Genomic DNA, 20,764 nt, shown 5'->3' with positions numbered 1-20,764 from the left:
GGGATCGATTCGTTAAAAAATCTATTCGTATTTTTACCGAAGTCAGAAGAGCAAATCGTTATCGGCAACTACTTCCAAAAGCTCGATAGCCTAATCATTCAGCACCAACAAAAGCATGACAAACTCAGCAATATTAAAAAAAGCATGCTGGACAAAATGTTCCCCAAGCAAGGAGAAAAAATTCCAGAAATCCGCTTTAAAGGATTTAGTGAGGAGTGGAAGGAGAAGACGTTGGGAGAGATTGGTGCCACATATACGGGCCTGTCAGGTAAAACTAAAGATGATTTTGGGCACGGACAAGCTCGATTTGTTACATACCTGAATGTATTTTCAAATGCAATTTCAAATGAAAATTCAGTTGAACCGATAGAGTTCGATAAAAATCAAAACGAAGTCAAGAAAGGTGACGTTTTTTTTACTACGTCCTCAGAGACGCCTGAAGAAGTCGGAATGTCCTCTGTTTGGATGAGCGAAATTAAAAATGTATACCTAAATAGTTTTTGTTTTGGTTACAGACCAATACAAAAACTTGATAACTATTACATAGCATACCTGTTACGCTCAAATTCATTTAGAAACAAGATTGTATTTTTGGCTCAAGGTATATCCCGTTACAATATTTCAAAAACGAAAGTTATGGATATAAAAATTAGCATTCCTGAGCTTTCTGAACAAGAAAAAATAGGCAACTACTTCCAAAAGCTCGAAACGCTGATCAAACACCATCAACAGCAAATTACCCAGCTCAATAACATCAAGCAGGCTTGCTTGAGCAAAATGTATGTATAAGGAGTGCACATGATCACCTTCAAAAACGAAGCGCAATTTGAGCAGGCCTTTATTGAGGTGCTCACCAACAAAGGTTGGGAGCCGGAGATACTCAAAAACACAACCGAAGCCGATTTACTGCAAAACTGGGCAAACATTTTATTTGAAAACAATCGGCAGCGGGATCGCTTAAACGATGTCCCGCTTACCGCGACTGAAATGCAGCAAATTATTGAGCAAATCAAAGAACTTAAAACCCCGCTCAAGCTAAATGGTTTAATTAACGGTAAAACCGTGGCGATTAAGCGCGATAACCCAGCCGATACCTTGCATATGGGAAAAGAAGTCAGCTTAAAGATATACGATCGCCAGGAAATCGCCGCAGGACAAAGCCGTTATCAAATTGTACAACAGCCAAAATTTGAACGTGGCAGTCCTTTACGTAACGACAGACGAGGTGATGTGCTGCTGCTGATTAACGGTATGCCGGTGATCCATGTGGAGCTAAAGCGCAGCGGTATTCCGGTTAGCCAGGCCGTAAACCAAATTGAAAAGTACAGTACAGAAGGCTTGTTTAACGGCCTATTTTCGCTCATCCAGGTGTTTGTAGCTATGGAGCCAAACGAGACTAAATACTTTGCCAACCCCGGACTAGACGGCAAATTTAACCCCGATTATCAGTTTAACTGGGCCGATTTTAATAACGAACCCATGAACTACTGGAAAGACATCGCGTCTACTTGCTTTCTATTCCTATGGCACATCAGTTAATTGGTTTTTATACCGTCGCCGACGATACCGACGGCGTACTTAAGGTAATGCGCAGTTATCAGTATTACGCCGCCAATGCGATATCAGACAAAGTAGCCAAAACCAACTGGCAACAGCTGGGTAGCGCTAATAACCCTGATCGTCTCGGGGGTTATGTGTGGCATACTACCGGTTCGGGAAAAACCATGACCAGTTTCAAATCGGCACAGTTAATTGCACAATCGAAAGATGCCGATAAAGTGATTTTTTTAATGGACAGGATTGAGCTGGGTACCCAATCTCTGACGGAGTATCGCAATTTTGCTAGCGATGGTGAAACCGTTCAAGCTACAGAGAATACTCATGTACTCATTACCAAATTAAAAAGCAGTGCAACTTCCGATACGTTAATTGTTAGTTCCATTCAAAAAATGAGTAATATTTTTGAAGAAGCTGATGATGAGGGAACAGCAACAAATTCAGCTGATATAGAAAACATCCGTGCTAAGCGCTTGGTATTTATTATTGATGAAGCACATCGCTCAACGATGAGTGGAGGCAAAGAAAATAAACTAGGCATGCTGGTAAGCATTAAAAAAACATTCCCTAAGGCACTCTTTTTTGGTTTTACCGGCACGCCGATTCACGATGAAAATAAAATCAATAGCAATACTACCGCTGATGTATTTGGTAACGAGTTGCATCGCTATAGCATAGCAGATGGTATACGTGATGGTAACGTTTTGGGCTTTGATCCTTACAAAGTACCTACTTTTAGAGATAGTGATCTAAGGAAAGAAGTTGCATTAGAACAAGCTAAGGCTAATTCGGTTTCTGATGCGATGGCGGATTCCGCTAAAAAGAAAAAGTTTAATCACTTTTTAAATGACGTACCCATGGCTGGCTATAAAGATGCCACAGGCAAATACCATAAAGGCATTGAAGACTATATACCTAAAAGCCAATATTTAACGGCTACCCACCAGGAAAAAGTCGTCAGTGACATTTTAGATAAATGGGATGTACTCAGCCAAGGCAATAAATTTCACGCGATTTTAGCCACAAATAGCATCGCTGAAGCGATTGACTATTACCGGCGTTTAAAAGCGGCCAAACCTGAGCTAAAAATCTCAGCCTTATTTGACCCAAATATTGATAACGACGGTAGTGGTGACCGAGGCCCAACTTTTAAAGGCGATGGGCTGGATGAAATTATGAGTGACTACAATAAGCGTTATGGCCACGATTTTGATTTTGCCCGTCACGCCGCTTTTAAAAAAGATTTAGCGGCACGCCTTGCTCATAAAAAACCTTACGAACGCATTCATACCGAGCCTTCAAAGCAATTAGATTTATTGATTGTAGTGGATCAAATGCTCACTGGTTTTGATTCTAAATGGCTTAATACTTTGTATTTAGACAAGGTAATAAAATATCAAAATATAATTCAAGCGTTCTCACGCACCAATCGCTTGTTTGGTCCCGACAAACCCCACGGCATCATCCGTTATTACCGCTACCCACATACAATGGAGCAGCACATTAATGCTGCGGTAAAACTCTATTCCGGCGATAAGCCTATCGGCTTGTTTGTTGATAAGTTAGAAAGCAATCTTAAAGCCATAAATGAATTATTAGCTGACATTACCGAGCTGTTTGTTACCGCTGGTGTGGAGAATTTTGAAAAACTGCCAGACGATATAGAAGCCTGTGCCCAATTTGCCAAGTTGTTTAATACCTTTAGCCAGCACCTGGAAGCGGCTAAAGTACAAGGCTTCCATTGGGAACAGTCGGTCTATTCCTTTACTGAAAATAATGCAGAACATGAAGTAACGCGGTCTATAGACGAACAAACTTACCTGAGTCTAGTCCTGCGCTATAAAGAATTAACAGCCAAAGGTGAGCACGATGGTGCAGGTGGTGGCGATGTGCCTTTTGATATCAGTGGTTATTTAACTGAAATAGATACCGGCAAAATCGATGCCGACTATATGAATAGCCGATTCGATAAATATTTAAAAGAGCTAAACAAACACCAGGATCCTGCAAGCATTGAATCCACATTAAATGAACTGCACAAGTCGTTTGCAACGCTCACCCAAATTGAGCAAAAATACGCCAAACTCTTCTTGCACGACTTGCAGCGCGGCGATGCGCAGCTAGTTGAAGGCCATACTTTCAGAGACTACATCAACATCTACAAAGATAACGCTGAAAATGCGCAAATAAACGCCGTTGTTAATGCTCTTGGTTTAGATAAAGAACTGCTCATAGCATTAATGGTTGATAGTGTTAATGCGAAAAACCTAAACGATTTTGGTCGCTTCGACGCATTAAAAGAATCGGTAGATAAGGCAAAAGCAAAAATCTATTTTGAAAAACAAGATGGCGTAAGCATACCTTTATTTAAGTTGAATATACGCATTGAACAGTTTTTAAAACAGTTTATTTTTGCACAAAAAAATGATTTTTTAAGTGACACAGATATTGTTGGTGATGTGATTTGATGTGATTCACTCAGCATAAGTCTTGCCACATTTATGCTGAGTGTTCTTATTTCAGAGGTACTGCATCATGAACTCAATAAAATTGATTGGTAATATTCTGGTTAAATCTACCTTTCAGATCTGAACCTACCTTTTTTCCCCTGCAAGTGTCTGATGGTGGATACAGCAACGCCTGTCTATACAAAAACAGGCGTTGCAAATTCATGCAGGCAAATACGTTTTCTTAAGTGGCACCAACAGCTTAGTTTCAATATCCACTTGCTCATAGTTTTCCACTAACGCACGTACCAAATCGTCCAGCGTCCATAGCGTCAACGGGATTGTAGAACGATCGGCCTCATAGCGTGCATCCTTGCTGAATCCACCGGTGCTGACATACAGCCCGCGATCGTCTTTATGACGGCCACCGATAAAGCTACGGATTTGCTGGCTGCTCATCTGTTCCCGTCGGTGCTTCACCTCAACTATAATACGCGGATTTTCGAAGCCAAAACCGTCAGGGGAAGCAATGATATCTTTCCCACGGTCAGCACCAGCAGGCGATAGCTGGGTTTTATATCCCATGCTGCGTAACACGCCTGCGACCAGATTCTGCATCTCATCCCAGTCGAGACGGTTGATACGATCCTTGATGCCTTCAAAAGCGATCATTTCCATGTCGCGCAGAGGATTAGAAACAACCTCATCCTCTTCACCTGAAACAGGTACTTCCGGCACGACATCTGAGACAGGCTTTTTGCCCTGCACTAATTCATTCACGGCAAAATCAGGCACCTGAAAAACCGTCAGCGTTGAGCCAAGGGTGTTTCTGGTTGCATCACTCAGACTATCGCGCTTAATCTCTTCCGCGTTCCACTTCACTTTACGTGCAATGCCCATGCCATCTTCAAGCCACTCGGCATGAAACTCAAAATCTGAGGCGATTTTCCCTATCAAATAAGTCCGATTAGAAGGTGAATAAGTGATAGCCCAGTCACCTTTCTGCATCTCATTCACAAAGCGCCAGACCTGGGAAGCACCGGAACGAACTGTGCCTGGCTTAGTCTGTGGCTCAAGCTCCTGATACCGGGTAAACAACTGCTCTCTTGAGCATCCCGGTTTCACATAGGGAGCGAGCTGCGACCAGCCGATTGCAACAACCTGTTTGTCCCTGAAGTCATCATACAATTTTCCGCCATCGCCGCGGATCATCCACATTTTAGTCGCCACAATAATTCCTTCTGAAAATGCCTCACCGTACGGGCAGAAACTGTCTACCAGGATATGGTCATTCCATTCAGCCATCTTACGCTGGAAAACAGTCGATAAGATGGCCAATCAAATTCCTATCCTAAACCTGACGCCTCTCAAGGCTATTATAAATTGCCTCAATCTCGCCCTTCAGGTTATCACCGCAATAAACCATTGATGTATCGTATCGTTCATATCGCGCTTCACGTGTCGCGCTAAACCAGTTGAACGATCCCACGCACAGCAAACCATCATCACCAATAACAATTTTGCTATGAACGCGATTGACCAGTTTTGTCGCAATACCAAGGGCATTCAGTTTCTCCAGCGCCGCTTTAAGGTTCTGCTGCTTCTCTTTTCGCTTCTCAAAATCATTATGTTCAGTGTTGTAGCTTCTGTCAGTGACTATCGTGACATTAATACCACGTGAACACGCCGCGATCATGGAATCAAGAAAACCGGTTTGTTCCAACTTTTGCCAGGTTAGCCACGGAGAAACTATCGTGATGTGTTTACCGGTATTTTCGAACGTTTGATTCAGGAAGTTATCATGCTGCTCCACACCATGAAGGGTATAGATTTTAGTCTCGGAAGTTTTTAAATCCTTACGCTCTTTATAATCAAAAGTGAGCGCATTCTTCTCTGACTCAAAGAGATATTTTGCCAGCAATCCTCGCGGAGATGAGGGAGGCTGGATCTCAAATAGATCCATATCGCCGAACACCAGGAAACTGTCCTTCGCACGGGAGACTGCAACGTTCAGCATGCTGTTATCGCTATCAATAAACCCGCCATCCTCATGTTTTGAATAGACTGGCGAGAATATAACAATCGCTCTTTCAGCGCCCTGAAGAGAATGCACGGTTCCCACTGTGAGCGACTTTTCATTCGCGCCTGTACTGATGCCTTGTTTACCCAGCGCCTGTTTGATGGTCGATACCTGCGCGCTAAAAGGCGTCACAATACCAACAACCTCATGAAGCGATTTGCCGTAATGCGCTTCAATATCTTGCTGGTTATCTGTCAGCCAGGCAGCTATCGTTTCAGCCTCAAGCAAATTATATCGACTTCCGCTACTTGCCAGCTCTCCTTTACCATCAATATGGAGATAACCCATGGCGGGCATTAAAATGCTCTCATCACGCCCTCTTTTAGGAAACAACTTACCGTGATAGCAGAGCGCATTACAGTATCCAATAATATTATCGAAACACCGGCGGTGTTCATATAAATACATGCCACGAGCCAGTTCGGGATCATATTGATAGCGTGAAGCACACTGCGCTATTTTCATAACGCTGCCAGATGCAGCGCTTTTACCAAGCTCTGCGATTGCCGTATATTTCTCAGTTATCTCTTCTTGCGTACTACCTGACAGAATTTTTTCTGCCAGCATGTTACCTATATCAATAGCGGGAGCAATACTCCATATTGGCGGGATCTGTTCCGTATCACCAATCACCAATGCCTTTTTAGCTAAGGCAAACGAGGCAGCAGCCACTTCAGGAAGCACCTGCCCGGCTTCATCGACAATGAGTAAATCGGCGAAGTCATATAAATAGCTTTTCTCGAATTTACGCTGCCCTTTGTGTTCACTTATCTGCATATTGCCGGGCAGCATATAGCAAGTCATGACCACGCATGGTGTGAGTTTCATTCGGCGTTGCCAGCGGGCGGTTACCCCTTTAGCTCCTTTCTTGCCCTTCTCTTTTTGCAGATCATCGATCTTCGCCATATCCATTAGCCAACGACCTTCCCAGTAGTGGGTCGTCAGTAAGAATGCAGGGAAGCGAATCTGCGTATCAGCCAGTTCATCTGCCTGTGAGAAGCTCAGCTCCTCGTCGCCCTCATGCCCTAAATCAAGTGCCAGCCTCTGCCATTCCTGAGCCGCCTGCTGTTCTTTAAGAACAATTTCATGGGCGGAGTCAATCTGCTGCCGGTATGTTGTTTGCTCGCGCTCAGCGGAGCTGAGCAGTTCATCTATATTACGTTCGATGGTTTCAGGATCAGACCACTGATTTCCCGCAATCAGCGCACCTAATTTATCTTCGAGAAACAGTTGTATTTGGTACTGCCGCTTACTGCGAACCGCTGGAAGCCAGGAAAATAATGAATAGATCAGCGATTCACCGGCGCGATATTTTTTCCATTCCGCTTTAGCACTCTTTAGCTGAGTGACTTTTTGTTCTTGCCCGGAGAGTAATTTATTTAAATTAGCGAGATATTGCTCAATGTCGTTAGCAATAAGCTCTCGCGCCTCCCGAACCTGGCTTAACGTTTGCCATGTTGCGTTCAGTCTTACCAGTTGTTCGAATTTTTCTGCCAACTGGCCATGCAGGAGTTCAATGACCTTTTCAGGGGATGAACAATCTTTTTCAGGAAAGGCTGCCTTAGCTTTCTCCAGATAAAACAGCAGTGCATCCTCTACATACTCTTTTGACTCAACCTGGTTGAAGAAATCTTCAGTTTGGTATTTTTTGGCAGCCTCGGCTTTACGAGAGCTTGAGGGGAAATAAGCGCCGAAGCTTTTCAGCTCTGGCAACCATCGTCCGGCCATTGCACCAGTACCCTGGGAAAAGTCTTTCCCGAACGCCTCGATAATGTTCGTTACAGCCTGGTTATTCGTTGAAGTCGCGATAATAACCGGAGGTTCTGCTTTTTCGAGAGCCGCTCTGGCCCACTGTGTGGCGATGATAGAAAGCACCAACGTGGTTTTCCCGGTTCCCGGAGGGCCGTTAACGGCAAGGATATCGCCATGCCTGGCATCCAGAAAATGGCTTAAGGCATCGCGCTGAGCCTTTGCCAGCGGGAACTTATCCCCGGAGTGTCCAAGCCTGTCGCTGAATTTTGCTTCTGGAGCGAGCAAAGACTCTGCGGCATGAACCTCCCGCGAGGCGAAACGATTGAAGAGCGGCACATCCTTTTTGCAAACAAGCAGGTGGTCATAAAGCGAAAGGATATGGAAACTGGCGCCGCCAGATTGCGCCGTTTTAACAATATAACCGTGCTCAGCGAGTTCATATTGTTCGGGATTTTTAATCCAGTCGCCGACAACGTTCTTCAGTAGCCTCTCTGAATCATCCTGATATCGACGCCAATCCTGCTGCCAGGCTGCATATCGTGCTTCTCGTTCTTCATCCGTTTCGGCAGTCTTATCAACGCTGTCATCAAAGTTGATAGAGAATGACGTATGTGTCGTTTTATATTTGTCATACTGCTCAATCTCACCAATCGAAAATGCCCCTTTTGGCAAAGGTTCAAGCAGGTCTCTGGGAATGGAGGTCGCTGGCGTCGGATATAAAAAACCTTCACGGCTCAACAGGGCTGGCGTCACTATCGGGGTAACAATATCAGGCGCACCAGCGGAACGGTCCTTTCCATGCTGCAGTAACCGGAAATAAACCTTTGGCCGCAAGATGACATCGACTGTTTCGACGTCGTCTTTTTCTCCTTCAAAAAATTTATCGACGATCGCTTCGTCAAGACGTCCCGCCGCTATCCCATGCCAGTAAGTGAAATTTTTGGCGTCTTTCCGTTCAAAACTGCCCTTTCCTGACTCAGCATCTGCCAGCGAGTTGCGCCAGTATGAGGCAAACCCTAAAGCATTTTCATCCATTACCAGTCCTATGACTCAATGAAATCCATTGATTTATCGAATATAAAATCACCGTATGGATAACTATTGTCCACGTTGAAAGGCTGGCTGCAATGTTTTGTTCACGCTTCGATACAAATACTCGGGTTATACGGAGTTCAGAAAACGACCATATCATGCTGCATGGCACATAAAAGCTTTATAACTGAAGCAGCAGAGGATTGCCGGTTGCGTAGCACGATCCAGAAGCCGGTGAGCCCTACTGGACAGCATTCAATGCAATATTGGAACCTGTAAGTTCAGAAAATATCTCTATCGAAGATAGTTTATACCTTAACTATCTCAGTAAATTCTCCCGATGCCATTCCAGATAACAATACGATTCAACAGAAAACGTCTTTATTTTCTCTGGCAACAAAAATTGCTCTTTAACACTAATATCCAGCTCCTTACTAATTAATAAACGCCCATCGTTCTCAAACGAAATCCACCCCTGATCGAATAAAATATCAATGTGCGCAGCCAATATAATTCCATTAAAAGGATCAAGGCGCTCATTCCCATTCTCGCAGGCAGCCCACGGCTTTATATGGCTGGCACGCAGTAACGGCGCAAAAGTCGTTCCCGTAACAGGGCATGCCGGATACAGCATGAGACAATTTTTCCGAAAGGTACCCTGCCCCAGCCGTGCCGCAATCAGCTGCTCGCGTACGGTATCTTCAATACTTTTATCCTGCTGAATAATAAAACAGTCACGTTGCGCCTGTTCATCTCCATCAGAAGATATTAACGAAAGAACGTGCTGCTCAATTGCACTATCAGAAAGCACACTCAATCGCTGATGAACACGCTGCGCTGAATGAGAAAGCGCAGCAGGAGCGCCCTGCTCGTCACGCCAGCCAACACGCACATCACTAAGCCAGGAATCAAAACGGTCACGACTATTTTTCAGACTATTGTGAAACTCGCTGGCGGTTTTACCCGCTCCAAAGCGAGGATAAAACAAGGCAAAAGCCTCTTTCCATTTCTGAACACCCAGTCCCACAGGTGGTTGAGATTTACCGTACTTCGACAAATACCACGCCACTTCAAGCAAATCGTCTTCCGAGCTATTCAATGTTACATCCTGTTTTTCCAGCGTAATTCATCACCAGATTATGTCTGAAAAGATCGTTAACTAAACTGATCAGGTTAGTTGTTTTAGCAAAAACATCGCACACCGGTTTTTCACCATTAACAAGCACTACACGCAACCAACAACACAAAAAGGAAAACCCCATGCCCCCACACAAAATCCGCCAGGAGTGGCTGACGCTGGACGAGGCCGCAGAAGTCATCCGGCAGCACAACATCACGTTGCTGCCCGCCGACCTGATCCGCCATGCCCTGCACGGCGATCTGCCACTCTCGGTCTACTTCCCCTCGCCTGTACTTCTGAGACCACTCAATCCCCCTTGCCGCTTTGCCTGCCGATTCAGCAAGCCGCCCTTTCCGCCTTCGCAGTGCAACAAACCCGGCAACCGCAAAGTGATGGCCAACTCGCCGCCATGCCGACGCGACCCGACTCTGCAACTGACCATCAGCCATCTGTGGAATTTGCCGTTAATCGGCCTTGAACGTCTATTGCTCCACCAGCAACTGGCGCAGACGCTGAATCATCCTTGCCCCAATGATACCCACTGCTGCAACCAGATTGGCATCGTGGTCTGCGATGAAAACGACAGCTACTACCAGCTCTGTTGCCGCAAATCGTTGCGGGAGCTTTTACTGGAACTGCTCGCCACGCAAAACAACCTCCAGGAAGAGTTGCATCTGCTGATTGGTCAGCTATATGGCAATGGCCGCAATGACCTGAAATCCCGTCTCAATTTGTCCGTCTGCTACCTGCAGGACACGCTACCCCCTGACGCACTGTTCGTTATCCGCCGCACTCATCTCGAGGCCTTCCTGACCCGTCATCAGCCGGAATCAAAAGAGCGGATCACCTCCGCGCTTTCCCGTTTGCTGTGGCTGGCCTGCAAGCACAACCCGCAACTGGACGATGAAATGCTGGAGCATCCCTACAAGCTGCTGAACATTTTCGAATGCTGGGCGCGTGAGGAAGGTATGCACCTGCCGCTGAGCCCCGAGACGTTGAAAACTGCCCTTCAGCGCGGTGCACCGCCGTAACGCGATCAACTAACCCTTTCAACTAACAACTCTCACTAACCCAGATAAGGATTTTTACTGCCTGGCAGGGACGCTGCTGCTTTGATAACCACGCCCATCGTGCTGATGTGAACGAATCTGGACACAGGAGGAATGGTTATGAATAGCGACAGATTTTTACGCTTACGCCAGGTGGAAGACAAAATCGGCTTCGGTAAATCGTGGATTTACCGGCAAATACAGCTGCAACAGTTTCCGCCGTCCATCCGGCTCAACAGCCGCCACGTCGCCTGGCTGGAAAGCGAGGTGGACGCGTGGATCCACCAGCGCATCCGACTTACCCGCGATGTCTGAATGCCGGAGGAAGATTATGTGCGCTTCACACCTGCTCAACCGCTGGCTTCACGGTGCCAGCACTACCGGAGAACAGGAAATGATCCAGGTCAGTCTGGAACAAATCCAGCCGTTCTCTCTCTCAATCCCCGCGTCACCCGTAACCCCGGCTATGACGTACTGAAAGCGTCAATTCTCGCCCGCGGGCTGGATAACCCGCCGGTACTGACCCGTCGCCCCGGTGATGAAAAATATATGCTCGCCAGCGGCGGGAATACGCGCCTCGCCATCCTCAATGAACTGTGGCAGGAGACACAGGATGAGCGTTACCACCGCGTCTGCTGGCCATTCAGACAATGACCGGAAACACTGTCACCGCAGCAAGGCGAAGTCCAGTGCCTGATCGGCCATTTGGCCGAAAGCGAACGGCATAACATGTGACTAGATCAGTAAGCGCCATTAGGGGTCACTCCTCCATCGAACCAAATCAGGCCCCGTTTTGCCCCCCAAATCGCGTGAATGTCAATGGATGAAAAACGACCAACACGGAAATACCACAAAATAAACATGGTTATTAGCGAAAAATAAATTATCTTTGAATTACAGACGGATATGGACGAATATGGACACAAAAAAAGCTACCCTTAGGTAGCTAATTATTGCATCACTTGGTGCCGAAGGCCGGACTCGAACCGGCACGTATTTCTACGGTTGATTTTGAATCAACTGCGTCTACCGATTTCGCCACTTCGGCACTGAAGGGTATGCGGAAAACGAGTGGATTATACCTGTCGCACGCCACCTTGCAAGCGACACCGCGCGTTCTGCGCGCTAAGTGTTGAAAAAATCAGCGTTCTCCGTACCCGGTCACACTCTGCCCCCCTCCCAAACCCTTTTCCAGGCGCATTCCGCTAAGCACCGCTCTGCCGCTTGCTCTACACTGTCAATTCAACACCATAGTGAGGGAAGTACGATGTCCATCATCAAAAGCTACGCCGCGAAAAATGCGGGCGATACTCTGGAGCTCTGGGAGTACGACGCGGGGGAACTTCTGCCGGAAGACGTGGAAGTTCAGGTTGATTACTGCGGGGTCTGCCATTCCGATTTGTCGATGATCGATAACGAATGGGGTATGTCCCAGTATCCGCTGGTTGCGGGTCACGAGGTGATTGGTCATGTGGTGGCGCTGGGTAGCGCTGCGCAGAATAAAGGCCTGAAAGTGGGCCAGCGCGTGGGTATTGGCTGGACGGCGCGCAGCTGTGGGCACTGCGATGCCTGCATCAGCGGCAATCAGATAAACTGTACGGAAGGGTCGCTACCGACCATTCTCAATCGCGGCGGCTTTGCCGATAAGCTACGCGCAGACTGGCAATGGGTGATCCCACTGCCGGAAAATATCGATATCGAAACTGCAGGCCCGCTGCTGTGCGGCGGTATCACCGTCTTTAAACCGCTGCTGATGCACCATGTGACGGCCACCAGCCGCGTTGGGGTCATTGGTATTGGCGGGCTGGGGCACATCGCTATTAAATTACTGCGCGCGATGGGTGCGGAAGTGACGGCGTTTAGTTCGAATCCATCAAAAGAGCAGGAAGTACGGGCGATGGGTGCCGATAACGTGGTGAACAGCCGCGATCCGGAAGCACTGAAAGCGCTGGCGGGCCAGTTTGACTTGATTATCAACACCGTGAGCGTTGACCTCGACTGGCAGCCGTATTTCGAAGCGCTGGCTTACGGCGGTAACTTCCATACGGTTGGCGCGGTGCTGAAACCGCTGCCGGTGCCGGCCTTTACGCTGATTGGCGGCGACCGCAGCATTTCTGGTTCGGCGACGGGTAACCCGGCCGAGCTGCGTAAGCTGATGAAGTTCGCCGGACGTAGCGGCGTGACGCCGACGACCGAGCTGTTCCCGATGTCGAAAATCAACGATGCGTTGCAGCATCTGCGCGACGGCAAAGCCCGTTACCGTGTGGTGCTGAAGGCTGATTTTTAATGCTGTTCCGGCGGCGTTCTGCCGCCGGCTCTCTCGTTTAGCCTTTTGCCAGTGCGGCAAAGACTTCTGCCACCGCTACCGCTCCCGGGTCGGTCACGCCGTCCAGGTTCTGGCTGTTTACGTACGACGCGCGCCCCGCGCCGGCTTTTTGCATAGTCGCAGTTTTCTCCGCACCGGCTTGTGCGGCGCGGGCGGCCGCCTGTAGGTCGTTATCACGTAAGGCTTCCAGCGCGGGTTGCAGGGCATCGATAAGCGTGCGGTCACCGAGTTCGGCTCCGCCGTACTGTTTCATCTGCGTCAGCCCTTTCAACAGCGCATCCGGCAGTGCGTCGTCGCGCTGGAGTGATTGCCCGGCAGCGGTAAAGAAGATGGACATCAGCACGCCGCTGGAGCCGCCCATCACCGTGGCCAGCCGGTCGCCTACCAGTTGCAGTAACTGCGCGCCGTTGTTAAGCGGCAGTTCACCCTTGTCGAGCAGTTCAGCGATATCACGCGCGCCCAACGCAAACGTTGAGCCGGTGTCGCCGTCGCCCACTTTGGCATCCAGCGCGTTCAGGCGGTTCTCAAGCTGGATAAGCGTCTGGGTTATCTGCCTCACACGTGCGGCAATCGCCGGGTTGTCGGAAGGCTGAATCTCCAGAGCGTCGTACACTTTGCTGTGTTTGACGGTTTTTACCGGCGCGAAGGCGACCGGTTTTAACCAGCCGACCGTCTCGACATCTGCCTGTAAAGCGCGTTCAAACTCCGGGGTCAGTTTTAATACCGAGAGCGAGAAACCTTTCATATCCAGCGAGCTCACCAGCGGCGCCGGGCCAATCAGCCAGGCAATCTGTTCCTGTAGCGCCGAGTGCGCCAGCTCTTTGGTGAGCAGCGCCATCTCCAGCGCCGAGACGCCGCCGAGGTTGTTGATCAGCACCGCCACGCGGGCGTCACCCACCTGTTCTTTGAGAGGTTTAACCAGCATGTCGATGAGCGCTTTGCTGTTGTGGCTTTCTACCACCGATGCACCCGGTTCGCCGTGAATACCCAACCCCAGTTCAACCTGCCCCGGCTTGATGCGCCCTTCTGCATCATCGCTGCCCGGCAGGTTGCAGCTCTCCATTGCCACGCCCAGGCTGAAAACACTGTCGCTCGCCTGTTGCGCGATGTCACGCACTTCGCTGAGAGATTTACCGTGCTCAGCGGCATAACCAGCAATTTTATGCACCAGCGCAGTGCCCGCGATGCCGCGCGGCTGTTTGTTATCCGGCAGCGCGATGTCGTCGGCGACAATCACCATCTCGACCTTCAGACCATAGCGTTTGGCTTTCTCTGCCGCCAGGCCGAAGTTGAGGCGGTCGCCGGTATAGTTTTTGACAATCAGCAGGCAACCACGGTCGCCGGTCACCGCCACAATGGCGTTAAGTACCGCATCAACACTCGGCGAGGCAAACAGGTCGCCGCACACCGCTGCCGTCAGCATGCCTTTGCCGACGAACCCGGCATGCGCGGGTTCATGGCCCGAGCCACCGCCGGAAATCACCGCCACCCGGCTTTTATCCCAGTCGCTGCGCGCGACAATCCGAATCGCCGGGTCGATATCGAGCCGCATCAGGTTGCCGTGCGGTGCGGATAACACTAAACCTTCAATCGCATCGTTGACCAGCTGTTTACGATCGTCATAAAAGAATCTGGACATAACCTTCCAAAAAAATGCAAACCGTATGCAAAGCATAGTTCGCGCTGGATAAAGCGCCGCAAAGCGCGGAATTTCCTGCCGCCTTTTGTCGGCAATTTGCCTATACTCGACGCAGATAAATGGAGGAATAATTCAATGAGCGCACCTTTGCTAATTGCACGCACGCAGGATAAAGAGCTGCACCTGTTGCCCGGTATGGCGAACCGTCATGGGCTGATCACCGGGGCGACCGGTACCGGGAAAACCGTCACTCTGCAAAAGATGGCCGAGTCGTTCTCGGAGATTGGCGTGCCGGTGTTTATGGCGGATGTAAAAGGTGACCTGACGGGCGTGGCGCAGGCAGGCCAGGCATCAGAGAAGCTTCAGGAGCGCCTGAACAAAATTGGCGTCACCGACTGGGAGCCGCATGCGAATCCGGTGGTGGTGTGGGATATCTTTGCCGAGAAAGGCCACCCGGTACGTGCCACGGTATCTGACCTCGGCCCACTGCTGCTGGCGCGTCTGCTGAACCTGAATGAAGTGCAAACCGGCGTGCTGAACATTATCTTCCGCATCGCTGACGACCAGGGCCTGCTGCTACTGGACTTTAAAGATCTGCGCGCCATCACCCAGTACATTGGCGATAACGCGAAGTCGTTCCAGAATCAGTACGGCAATATCAGCAGCGCGTCCGTTGGGGCGATTCAGCGCGGGCTACTGACGCTGGAGCAGCAGGGTGCCGAGCACTTCTTCGGTGAGCCGATGCTGGATATTAAAGACTGGATGCGCACCGACAGCAGCGGCAAAGGGGTGATTAACATCCTCAGCGCCGAGAAGCTCTATCAGATGCCGAAGCTTTATGCGGCGAGCCTGCTGTGGATGCTCTCCGAGCTTTACGAGCAGTTGCCGGAAGCGGGTGACCTGGAGAAACCGAAGCTGGTGTTCTTCTTCGATGAGGCGCACCTGCTGTTTAACGATGCGCCGCAGGTGCTGCTGGATAAAATCGAGCAGGTGATCCGCCTGATTCGCTCGAAGGGCGTGGGCGTCTATTTTGTGTCGCAGAATCCGTCCGATATCCCGGATGCGGTACTCGGCCAGTTAGGGAACCGCGTGCAGCATGCGCTGCGAGCCTTTACGCCGAAAGATCAGAAAGCGGTGAAAACAGCGGCGCAGACCATGCGCGCCAATCCGGCGTTTGATACGGAGAAAGCGATTCAGGAGCTGGGCACTGGCGAGGCGTTAATCTCGTTCCTGGATGCCAAAGGCAGCCCGTCGGTGGTCGAGCGCGCAATGGTGATTGCACCTTGCTCGCGCATGGGGCCGGTTACCGACGATGAGCGTAACGGGCTGATTAACAACTCGCCGCTGTATGGCAAGTATGAGGATGCGGTTGACCGCGAATCAGCGTTCGAGATGTTGCAGAAAGGCGTGCAGACCAGCACCGAGCAGGCTAATGCACCTGCGGCAAAAGGCAAAGCCGTCGAAGTGGATGACGGTATTCTCGGCGGGCTGAAGGATATTTTGTTCGGCACAACCGGGCCGCGCGGCGGTAAGAAAGATGGCATCGTGCAGACAGCAGCGAAAAGCGCGGTGCGGCAGGTGACCAACCAGATTGTGCGCGGGATGCTGGGGAGTTTGCTCGGAGGAAGACGGCGGTAATGCGGTCTGTTATTGCCTGATGGCGCTTCGCTTATCAGGCCTACAGATCGTACTTAACCGTAGGCCGGGCAAGCGCAGCGCCCCCGGCATAAAAAAGGGAGCGAAAGCTCCCTTTTTCAAAACGTTACGCTTTTCGCATCATCAACCAGAGGCTAATAACGAAGAAGCTGGCGCTCGGCAGCAGTGCGCCAATCACTGGCGGGATGCCGTACACCAGGGTCAGCGGGCCAAAGATTTGGTCCAGCACGTAGAACACAAAACCAAAGCTGATACCGGTGACGACACGCACGCCCATCGCCACGCTACGCAACGGGCCGAAGATGAACGACAGCGCCATCAGCATCATCACTGCCACAGAAAGCGGCTGGAAGACTTTGCTCCACATGTTGAGCTGATAACGGCCGGAATCCTGGCCGCTCGATTTCAGGTACTTCACGTAGTTATGCAGGCCGCTGATTGAGAGCGCATCCGGGTCTAACGCCACCACGCCGAGTTTGTCTGGCGTTAGATTGGTTTTCCAGGTGCCGCTAACGGTTTGCGCACCGGTGATTTGCTTGCTGTCCGTCAGGTTAGACTCATCTACCTGCGACAAGCGCCACACCTTGTTTTCCGGGTCAAATTTCGCGGAGGCCGCGTAGCGAACAGATTGCAGACGTTTTTCCGGGTTGAAGGAGTAAATGCTTACACCACCCAGTTCGTCGTTCCCTTTTACCCGTTCGATATAGACAAAGTTATGACCATCTTTCGCCCACATCCCCTGCTGGGTTGAGAGCAGCGAGCCGCCATACATCGCCTGCGCACGGTAGTTACGCGCCATCTGTTCGCCCTGCGGGGCAACCCATTCGCCCATCGCCATGGTCAGCAGCACCAGCGGAATAGCCGTTTTCATAACGGATAACGCAACCTGCATACGCGTAAAGCCGGAAGCCTGCATTACCACTAACTCGCTGCGCTGCGCCAGCATCCCCAGGCCTAATAACGCGCCCAGCAGAGCGGCCATCGGGAAGAAGATTTGAATATCTTTCGGCATGCTCAGCAGGGTATACACCCCGGCGCCCAGCGCGTCGTAGCTCCCCTGCCCGGCTTTTTTTAGCTGGTCGACAAACTTGATGATGCCAGAGAGCGACACCAGCATGAACAGCGTCATCATGATGGTGGTGAAGATGGTTTTACCGATATAGCGGTCAAGTACACCAAATGGCTGCATCACACCGCTCCTTTAGCCGAGAAACGCGCGCGGAAGCGACGCATCGGAATGGTATCCCACAGATTCAACGCAATCGCCAGCGCCAGATAGGACAGGTTCACCACCCACATCCAGATAGCCGGGTCGAGCTTACCCTTCCCGCCGTTGGATTTGAGCGAGGTTTGCAGCAGGAAGAAAACCAGATAAAGCAGCATCGCCGGAAGCATCGACAGCACGCGGCCCTGACGCGGGTTAACCACGCTCAGTGGAACCACCATCAGCGCCATAATAACCACCGTCAGAATAAGCGTAATACGCCAGTGGAACTCGGCGCGGGCCCGGTCATTGTTGGTATTCCACAGCGTGCGCATATCCATTTGATCGGTGTCGTTCGGGTCGAGCGTCACTGCCTGGTGGCCGACAATCGCCTGGTAATCTTTAAAATCGGTAATGCGGAAGTCGCGCAGCATCGCAGTGCCTTCAAAGCGGGTACCCTGGTTTAAGGTCACCACCTGAGAGCCGTCTTTCAATTGCGAGAGGTGGCCGGAATCGGCTACCACCACGGAAGGACGCGCGTTGCCTTTGGGACGCAATTGCGCCAAAAAGACATCGTTAAAGCTGCTGCCATCAACGCTTTCAATAAACAGCACCGAGTCGCCGTTCGTCGCCTGCTGGAACTGGCCTGCCGCCAGCGCCGCCATGCCGGGGTTAGCTTTTGCCTCCGCCAGCACTTCATCCTGGTGACGAGAAGACCACGGCCCCGCCCACATGACATTCACAGCGGCAATGATACTGGTGAACAGTGCCAGCACCATGGCGGCTTTAATCAGCACCGCTTTACTGAGGCCGCAGGCGTGCATCACCGTAATTTCACTTTCGGTGTAGAGTTTGCCCAGCGTCATCAATAAGCCGAGGAACAGGCTCAGGGGGAGGATCAATTGCGCCATTTCAGGCACGCCCAGCCCCAGTAATGAGAGCACCAGATTTGTCGGGATTTCGCCGTCTACCGCCGCGCCGAGGATCCTCACCAGTTTCTGACAAAAGAAGATCAGAAGCAGGATGAAGAGGATCGCAAGCTGGCTTTTAAGCGTCTCCCGCACCAGATATCTTATGATTATCACTATAAATACGCCCGTAAAAACCCGTCTTATTGCAGGAAAATAGCTTGTTTCATGGCTTAAACGTCATTTATTCTCTTGAGTCGTCGAAAACATCGCTAAGATTATATGACTCAGCGGTTTCACGTTTCAGGACTCGGTTCTGACGTGCCAACACCGTAATAACGTTAAGATTAACACGAAGTCACCGCAACAGCGGAAATGAGTTACGAAAGCTTGCAATTCTAACTGTAGCCACCGCCGTTGTCTTTAAGATTCAGGAGCGTAGTCCATGGAGTTCAGTGTAAAAAGCGGTAGCCCGGAAAAACAGCGGAGCGCCTGCATCGTGGTCGGCGTTTTTGAACCGCGCCGTCTTTCCCCGATTGCCGAACAGCTCGATAAAATCAGCGACGGCTATATCAGCGCCCTGCTGCGTCGCGGCGAACTGGAAGGTAAGCCCGGCCAGACGCTGCTGCTGCATCACGTTCCGAACGTGTTGTCAGAGCGCATTTTGCTGATTGGTTGCGGTAAAGAACGCGAGCTTGATGAGCGTCAGTATAAGCAGGTCATCCAGAAAACGATCAACACTCTGAATGATACCGGGTCAATGGAAGCCGTTTGCTTCCTGACCGAACTGCACGTTAAAGGGCGCAACAACTACTGGAAAGTGCGTCAGGCCGTAGAAACGGCAAAAGAGACGCTGTACAGCTTCGATCAGCTGAAAACCAATAAAACTGAGCCTCGCCGTCCGCTGCGCAAAATGGTCTTCAACGTGCCAACCCGCCGTGAACTGACCAGCGGCGAGCGTGCGATTCAGCACGGCCTCGCCATTGCCGCCGGGATTAAAGCAGCAAAAGACCTTGGCAACATGCCGCCAAACATCTGTAACGCCGCGTACCTGGCATCGCAGGCGCGTCAGCTGGCAGACAGCTACAGCAAGAACGTGGTAACCCGCGTAATTGGCGAGCAGCAGATGAAAGAGCTGGGTATGCACTCTTATCTGGCGGTTGGCCACGGTTCGCAGAACGAATCGCTGATGTCGGTGATTGAGTATAAAGGTAACGCCTCCGAAGACGCCCGCCCGATCGTGCTGGTCGGTAAAGGGTTGACCTTCGACTCCGGCGGTATCTCCATCAAGCCTGCCGAAGGCATGGATGAGATGAAGTACGACATGTGCGGCGCAGCGGCAGTCTACGGCGTGATGCGCATGGTCGCGGAACTTCAGTTGCCGATTAACGTGGTTGGCGTGCTGGCAGGCTGTGAAAACATGCCTGGCGGGCGCGCGTATCGCCCGGGCGACGTACTGACCACGATGTCCGGCCAAACGGTCGAAGTGCTGAACACCGACGCCGAAGGCCGTCTGGTGCTGTGCGACGTGTTAACCTACGTTGAGCGTTTCGAACCGGAAGCGGTTATTGACGTGGCGACGCTGACCGGCGCGTGCGTGATTGCCCTCGGCCATCACATCACCGGCCTGATGTCGAATCACAACCCGTTGGCGCATGAACTGATTGGCGCGTCTGAGCAAGCAGGCGACCGTGCATGGCGTCTGCCGCTGGCGGATGAGTTCCAGGATCAACTGGAGTCCAACTTCGCGGATATGGCGAACATCGGAGGCCGTCCTGGCGGCGCGATTACCGCTGGCTGCTTCCTGTCGCGCTTTACCCGTAAGTATAACTGGGCGCACCTGGATATCGCCGGTACCGCATGGCGCTCCGGCAAGGCTAAAGGCGCTACGGGCCGCCCGGTAGCGCTGCTGTCGCAGTTCCTGCTCAACCGCGCCGGGTTTAACGGCGAAGAGTAAATTAAGGCTTAAGGGAATAACCCCTCACCCGCCCTCT

At 50.7% G+C, this 20,764-nt stretch carries 15 protein-coding genes, 1 tRNA gene and 1 pseudogene; 9 read left to right on the top strand and 8 right to left on the bottom strand.

Features of this window, described 5'->3' with window-relative positions; translation table 11 throughout:
* Positions 1-42 precede the first annotated feature (42 nt).
* The 3 genes and pseudogenes from F0Q32_RS26510 to F0Q32_RS09995 form a co-directional block, all read left to right on the top strand.
* Positions 43-789, top strand: a pseudogene (locus tag F0Q32_RS26510) (restriction endonuclease subunit S); the annotation flags it as partial.
* A gap of 9 nt (positions 790-798) precedes the next feature.
* Positions 799-1,539 (top strand): type I restriction endonuclease, encoded by a 741-nt coding sequence (locus F0Q32_RS26505; protein WP_255475254.1) that lies wholly within the window; start codon positions 799-801, stop codon positions 1,537-1,539.
* Positions 1,524-4,025: a DEAD/DEAH box helicase family protein gene (locus F0Q32_RS09995; protein ID WP_255475253.1), complete on the top strand. Its 2,502-nt coding sequence runs from the start codon at positions 1,524-1,526 to the stop codon at positions 4,023-4,025. Before F0Q32_RS26505 ends, F0Q32_RS09995 begins: the two co-directional genes overlap by 16 nt.
* A 201-nt stretch (positions 4,026-4,226) precedes the next feature.
* On the opposite strand, the gene F0Q32_RS09990 is transcribed toward F0Q32_RS09995, so the two are convergent.
* The 3 genes from F0Q32_RS09990 to F0Q32_RS09980 all read right to left on the bottom strand — a co-directional run bounded on the left by F0Q32_RS09990 (position 4,227) and on the right by F0Q32_RS09980 (position 9,967).
* On the bottom strand, positions 4,227-5,216 hold the full coding sequence (locus F0Q32_RS09990) for a restriction endonuclease (RefSeq protein WP_149463203.1): 990 nt from the start codon (positions 5,214-5,216) through the stop codon (positions 4,227-4,229).
* A 139-nt stretch (positions 5,217-5,355) separates the two neighbouring features.
* A complete protein-coding gene (locus F0Q32_RS09985; RefSeq protein WP_149462936.1) occupies positions 5,356-8,871 on the bottom strand; it encodes an AAA domain-containing protein in 3,516 nt (1,171 codons plus the stop codon).
* 316 nt (positions 8,872-9,187) lie between these two features.
* The gene (locus F0Q32_RS09980) at positions 9,188-9,967 is read right to left on the bottom strand and encodes an HNH endonuclease (protein ID WP_149462935.1); all 780 of its coding nucleotides are present in this window, start codon (positions 9,965-9,967) and stop codon (positions 9,188-9,190) included.
* 161 nt (positions 9,968-10,128) lie between these two features.
* Here F0Q32_RS09980 and F0Q32_RS09975 point away from each other — a divergent pair, with 161 nt between their 5' ends.
* From F0Q32_RS09975 to F0Q32_RS09965, 3 genes are all read left to right on the top strand, one after another.
* Positions 10,129-11,019 (top strand): hypothetical protein, encoded by an 891-nt coding sequence (locus F0Q32_RS09975; protein WP_149462934.1) that lies wholly within the window; start codon positions 10,129-10,131, stop codon positions 11,017-11,019.
* A gap of 138 nt (positions 11,020-11,157) precedes the next feature.
* Complete coding sequence (locus tag F0Q32_RS09970; RefSeq protein ID WP_001561320.1) at positions 11,158-11,352, top strand: AlpA family transcriptional regulator; 195 nt, start codon at positions 11,158-11,160, stop codon at positions 11,350-11,352.
* Between the two features lie 18 nt (positions 11,353-11,370).
* Positions 11,371-11,691: a hypothetical protein gene (locus F0Q32_RS09965; RefSeq protein WP_370516873.1), complete on the top strand. Its 321-nt coding sequence runs from the start codon at positions 11,371-11,373 to the stop codon at positions 11,689-11,691.
* 309 nt (positions 11,692-12,000) lie between these two features.
* Here the strand turns inward: F0Q32_RS09965 and F0Q32_RS09960 are convergent.
* Positions 12,001-12,085 (bottom strand) — tRNA-Leu (locus F0Q32_RS09960).
* A 219-nt stretch (positions 12,086-12,304) separates the two neighbouring features.
* Between F0Q32_RS09960 and F0Q32_RS09955 the strand changes: the two genes are divergently transcribed.
* Complete coding sequence (locus F0Q32_RS09955) at positions 12,305-13,324, top strand: NAD(P)-dependent alcohol dehydrogenase (RefSeq protein ID WP_015966097.1); 1,020 nt, start codon at positions 12,305-12,307, stop codon at positions 13,322-13,324.
* A gap of 37 nt (positions 13,325-13,361) precedes the next feature.
* Here F0Q32_RS09955 and F0Q32_RS09950 read toward each other — a convergent pair whose 3' ends face one another.
* Positions 13,362-15,002: a dihydroxyacetone kinase subunit DhaK gene (locus tag F0Q32_RS09950; RefSeq protein ID WP_149462933.1), complete on the bottom strand. Its 1,641-nt coding sequence runs from the start codon at positions 15,000-15,002 to the stop codon at positions 13,362-13,364.
* A 102-nt stretch (positions 15,003-15,104) separates the two neighbouring features.
* Here F0Q32_RS09950 and F0Q32_RS09945 point away from each other — a divergent pair, with 102 nt between their 5' ends.
* Positions 15,105-16,640 (top strand): helicase HerA-like C-terminal domain-containing protein, encoded by a 1,536-nt coding sequence (locus F0Q32_RS09945; RefSeq protein WP_255475274.1) that lies wholly within the window; start codon positions 15,105-15,107, stop codon positions 16,638-16,640.
* A 124-nt stretch (positions 16,641-16,764) separates the two neighbouring features.
* On the opposite strand, the gene lptG is transcribed toward F0Q32_RS09945, so the two are convergent.
* The 3 genes from lptG to F0Q32_RS26350 all read right to left on the bottom strand — a co-directional run bounded on the left by lptG (position 16,765) and on the right by F0Q32_RS26350 (position 19,061).
* Positions 16,765-17,847 carry an LPS export ABC transporter permease LptG gene (gene lptG, locus F0Q32_RS09940; RefSeq protein WP_149462931.1) on the bottom strand — a complete coding sequence of 361 codons (1,083 nt, stop codon included), beginning with the start codon at positions 17,845-17,847 and terminating at the stop codon, positions 16,765-16,767.
* Positions 17,847-18,947 (bottom strand): LPS export ABC transporter permease LptF, encoded by a 1,101-nt coding sequence (gene lptF, locus F0Q32_RS09935; protein ID WP_149462930.1) that lies wholly within the window; start codon positions 18,945-18,947, stop codon positions 17,847-17,849. The genes lptG and lptF overlap by 1 nt, the downstream gene beginning before the upstream one ends.
* A gap of 63 nt (positions 18,948-19,010) precedes the next feature.
* Positions 19,011-19,061: a hypothetical protein gene (locus tag F0Q32_RS26350; RefSeq protein WP_217448718.1), complete on the bottom strand. Its 51-nt coding sequence runs from the start codon at positions 19,059-19,061 to the stop codon at positions 19,011-19,013.
* Between the two features lie 154 nt (positions 19,062-19,215).
* Here F0Q32_RS26350 and pepA point away from each other — a divergent pair, with 154 nt between their 5' ends.
* Positions 19,216-20,727 (top strand): leucyl aminopeptidase, encoded by a 1,512-nt coding sequence (gene pepA, locus F0Q32_RS09930; protein ID WP_015966101.1) that lies wholly within the window; start codon positions 19,216-19,218, stop codon positions 20,725-20,727.
* Positions 20,728-20,764: the final 37 nt, after the last annotated feature.

It is taken from the genome of Pseudocitrobacter sp. 73, from assembly GCF_008369545.1.
Taxonomy (GTDB): Bacteria; Pseudomonadota; Gammaproteobacteria; order Enterobacterales; family Enterobacteriaceae; genus Pseudocitrobacter; species Pseudocitrobacter vendiensis.
Note: the sequence above shows the minus strand (reverse complement) of the source record. Positions and strands in the feature narration are given on the sequence as shown.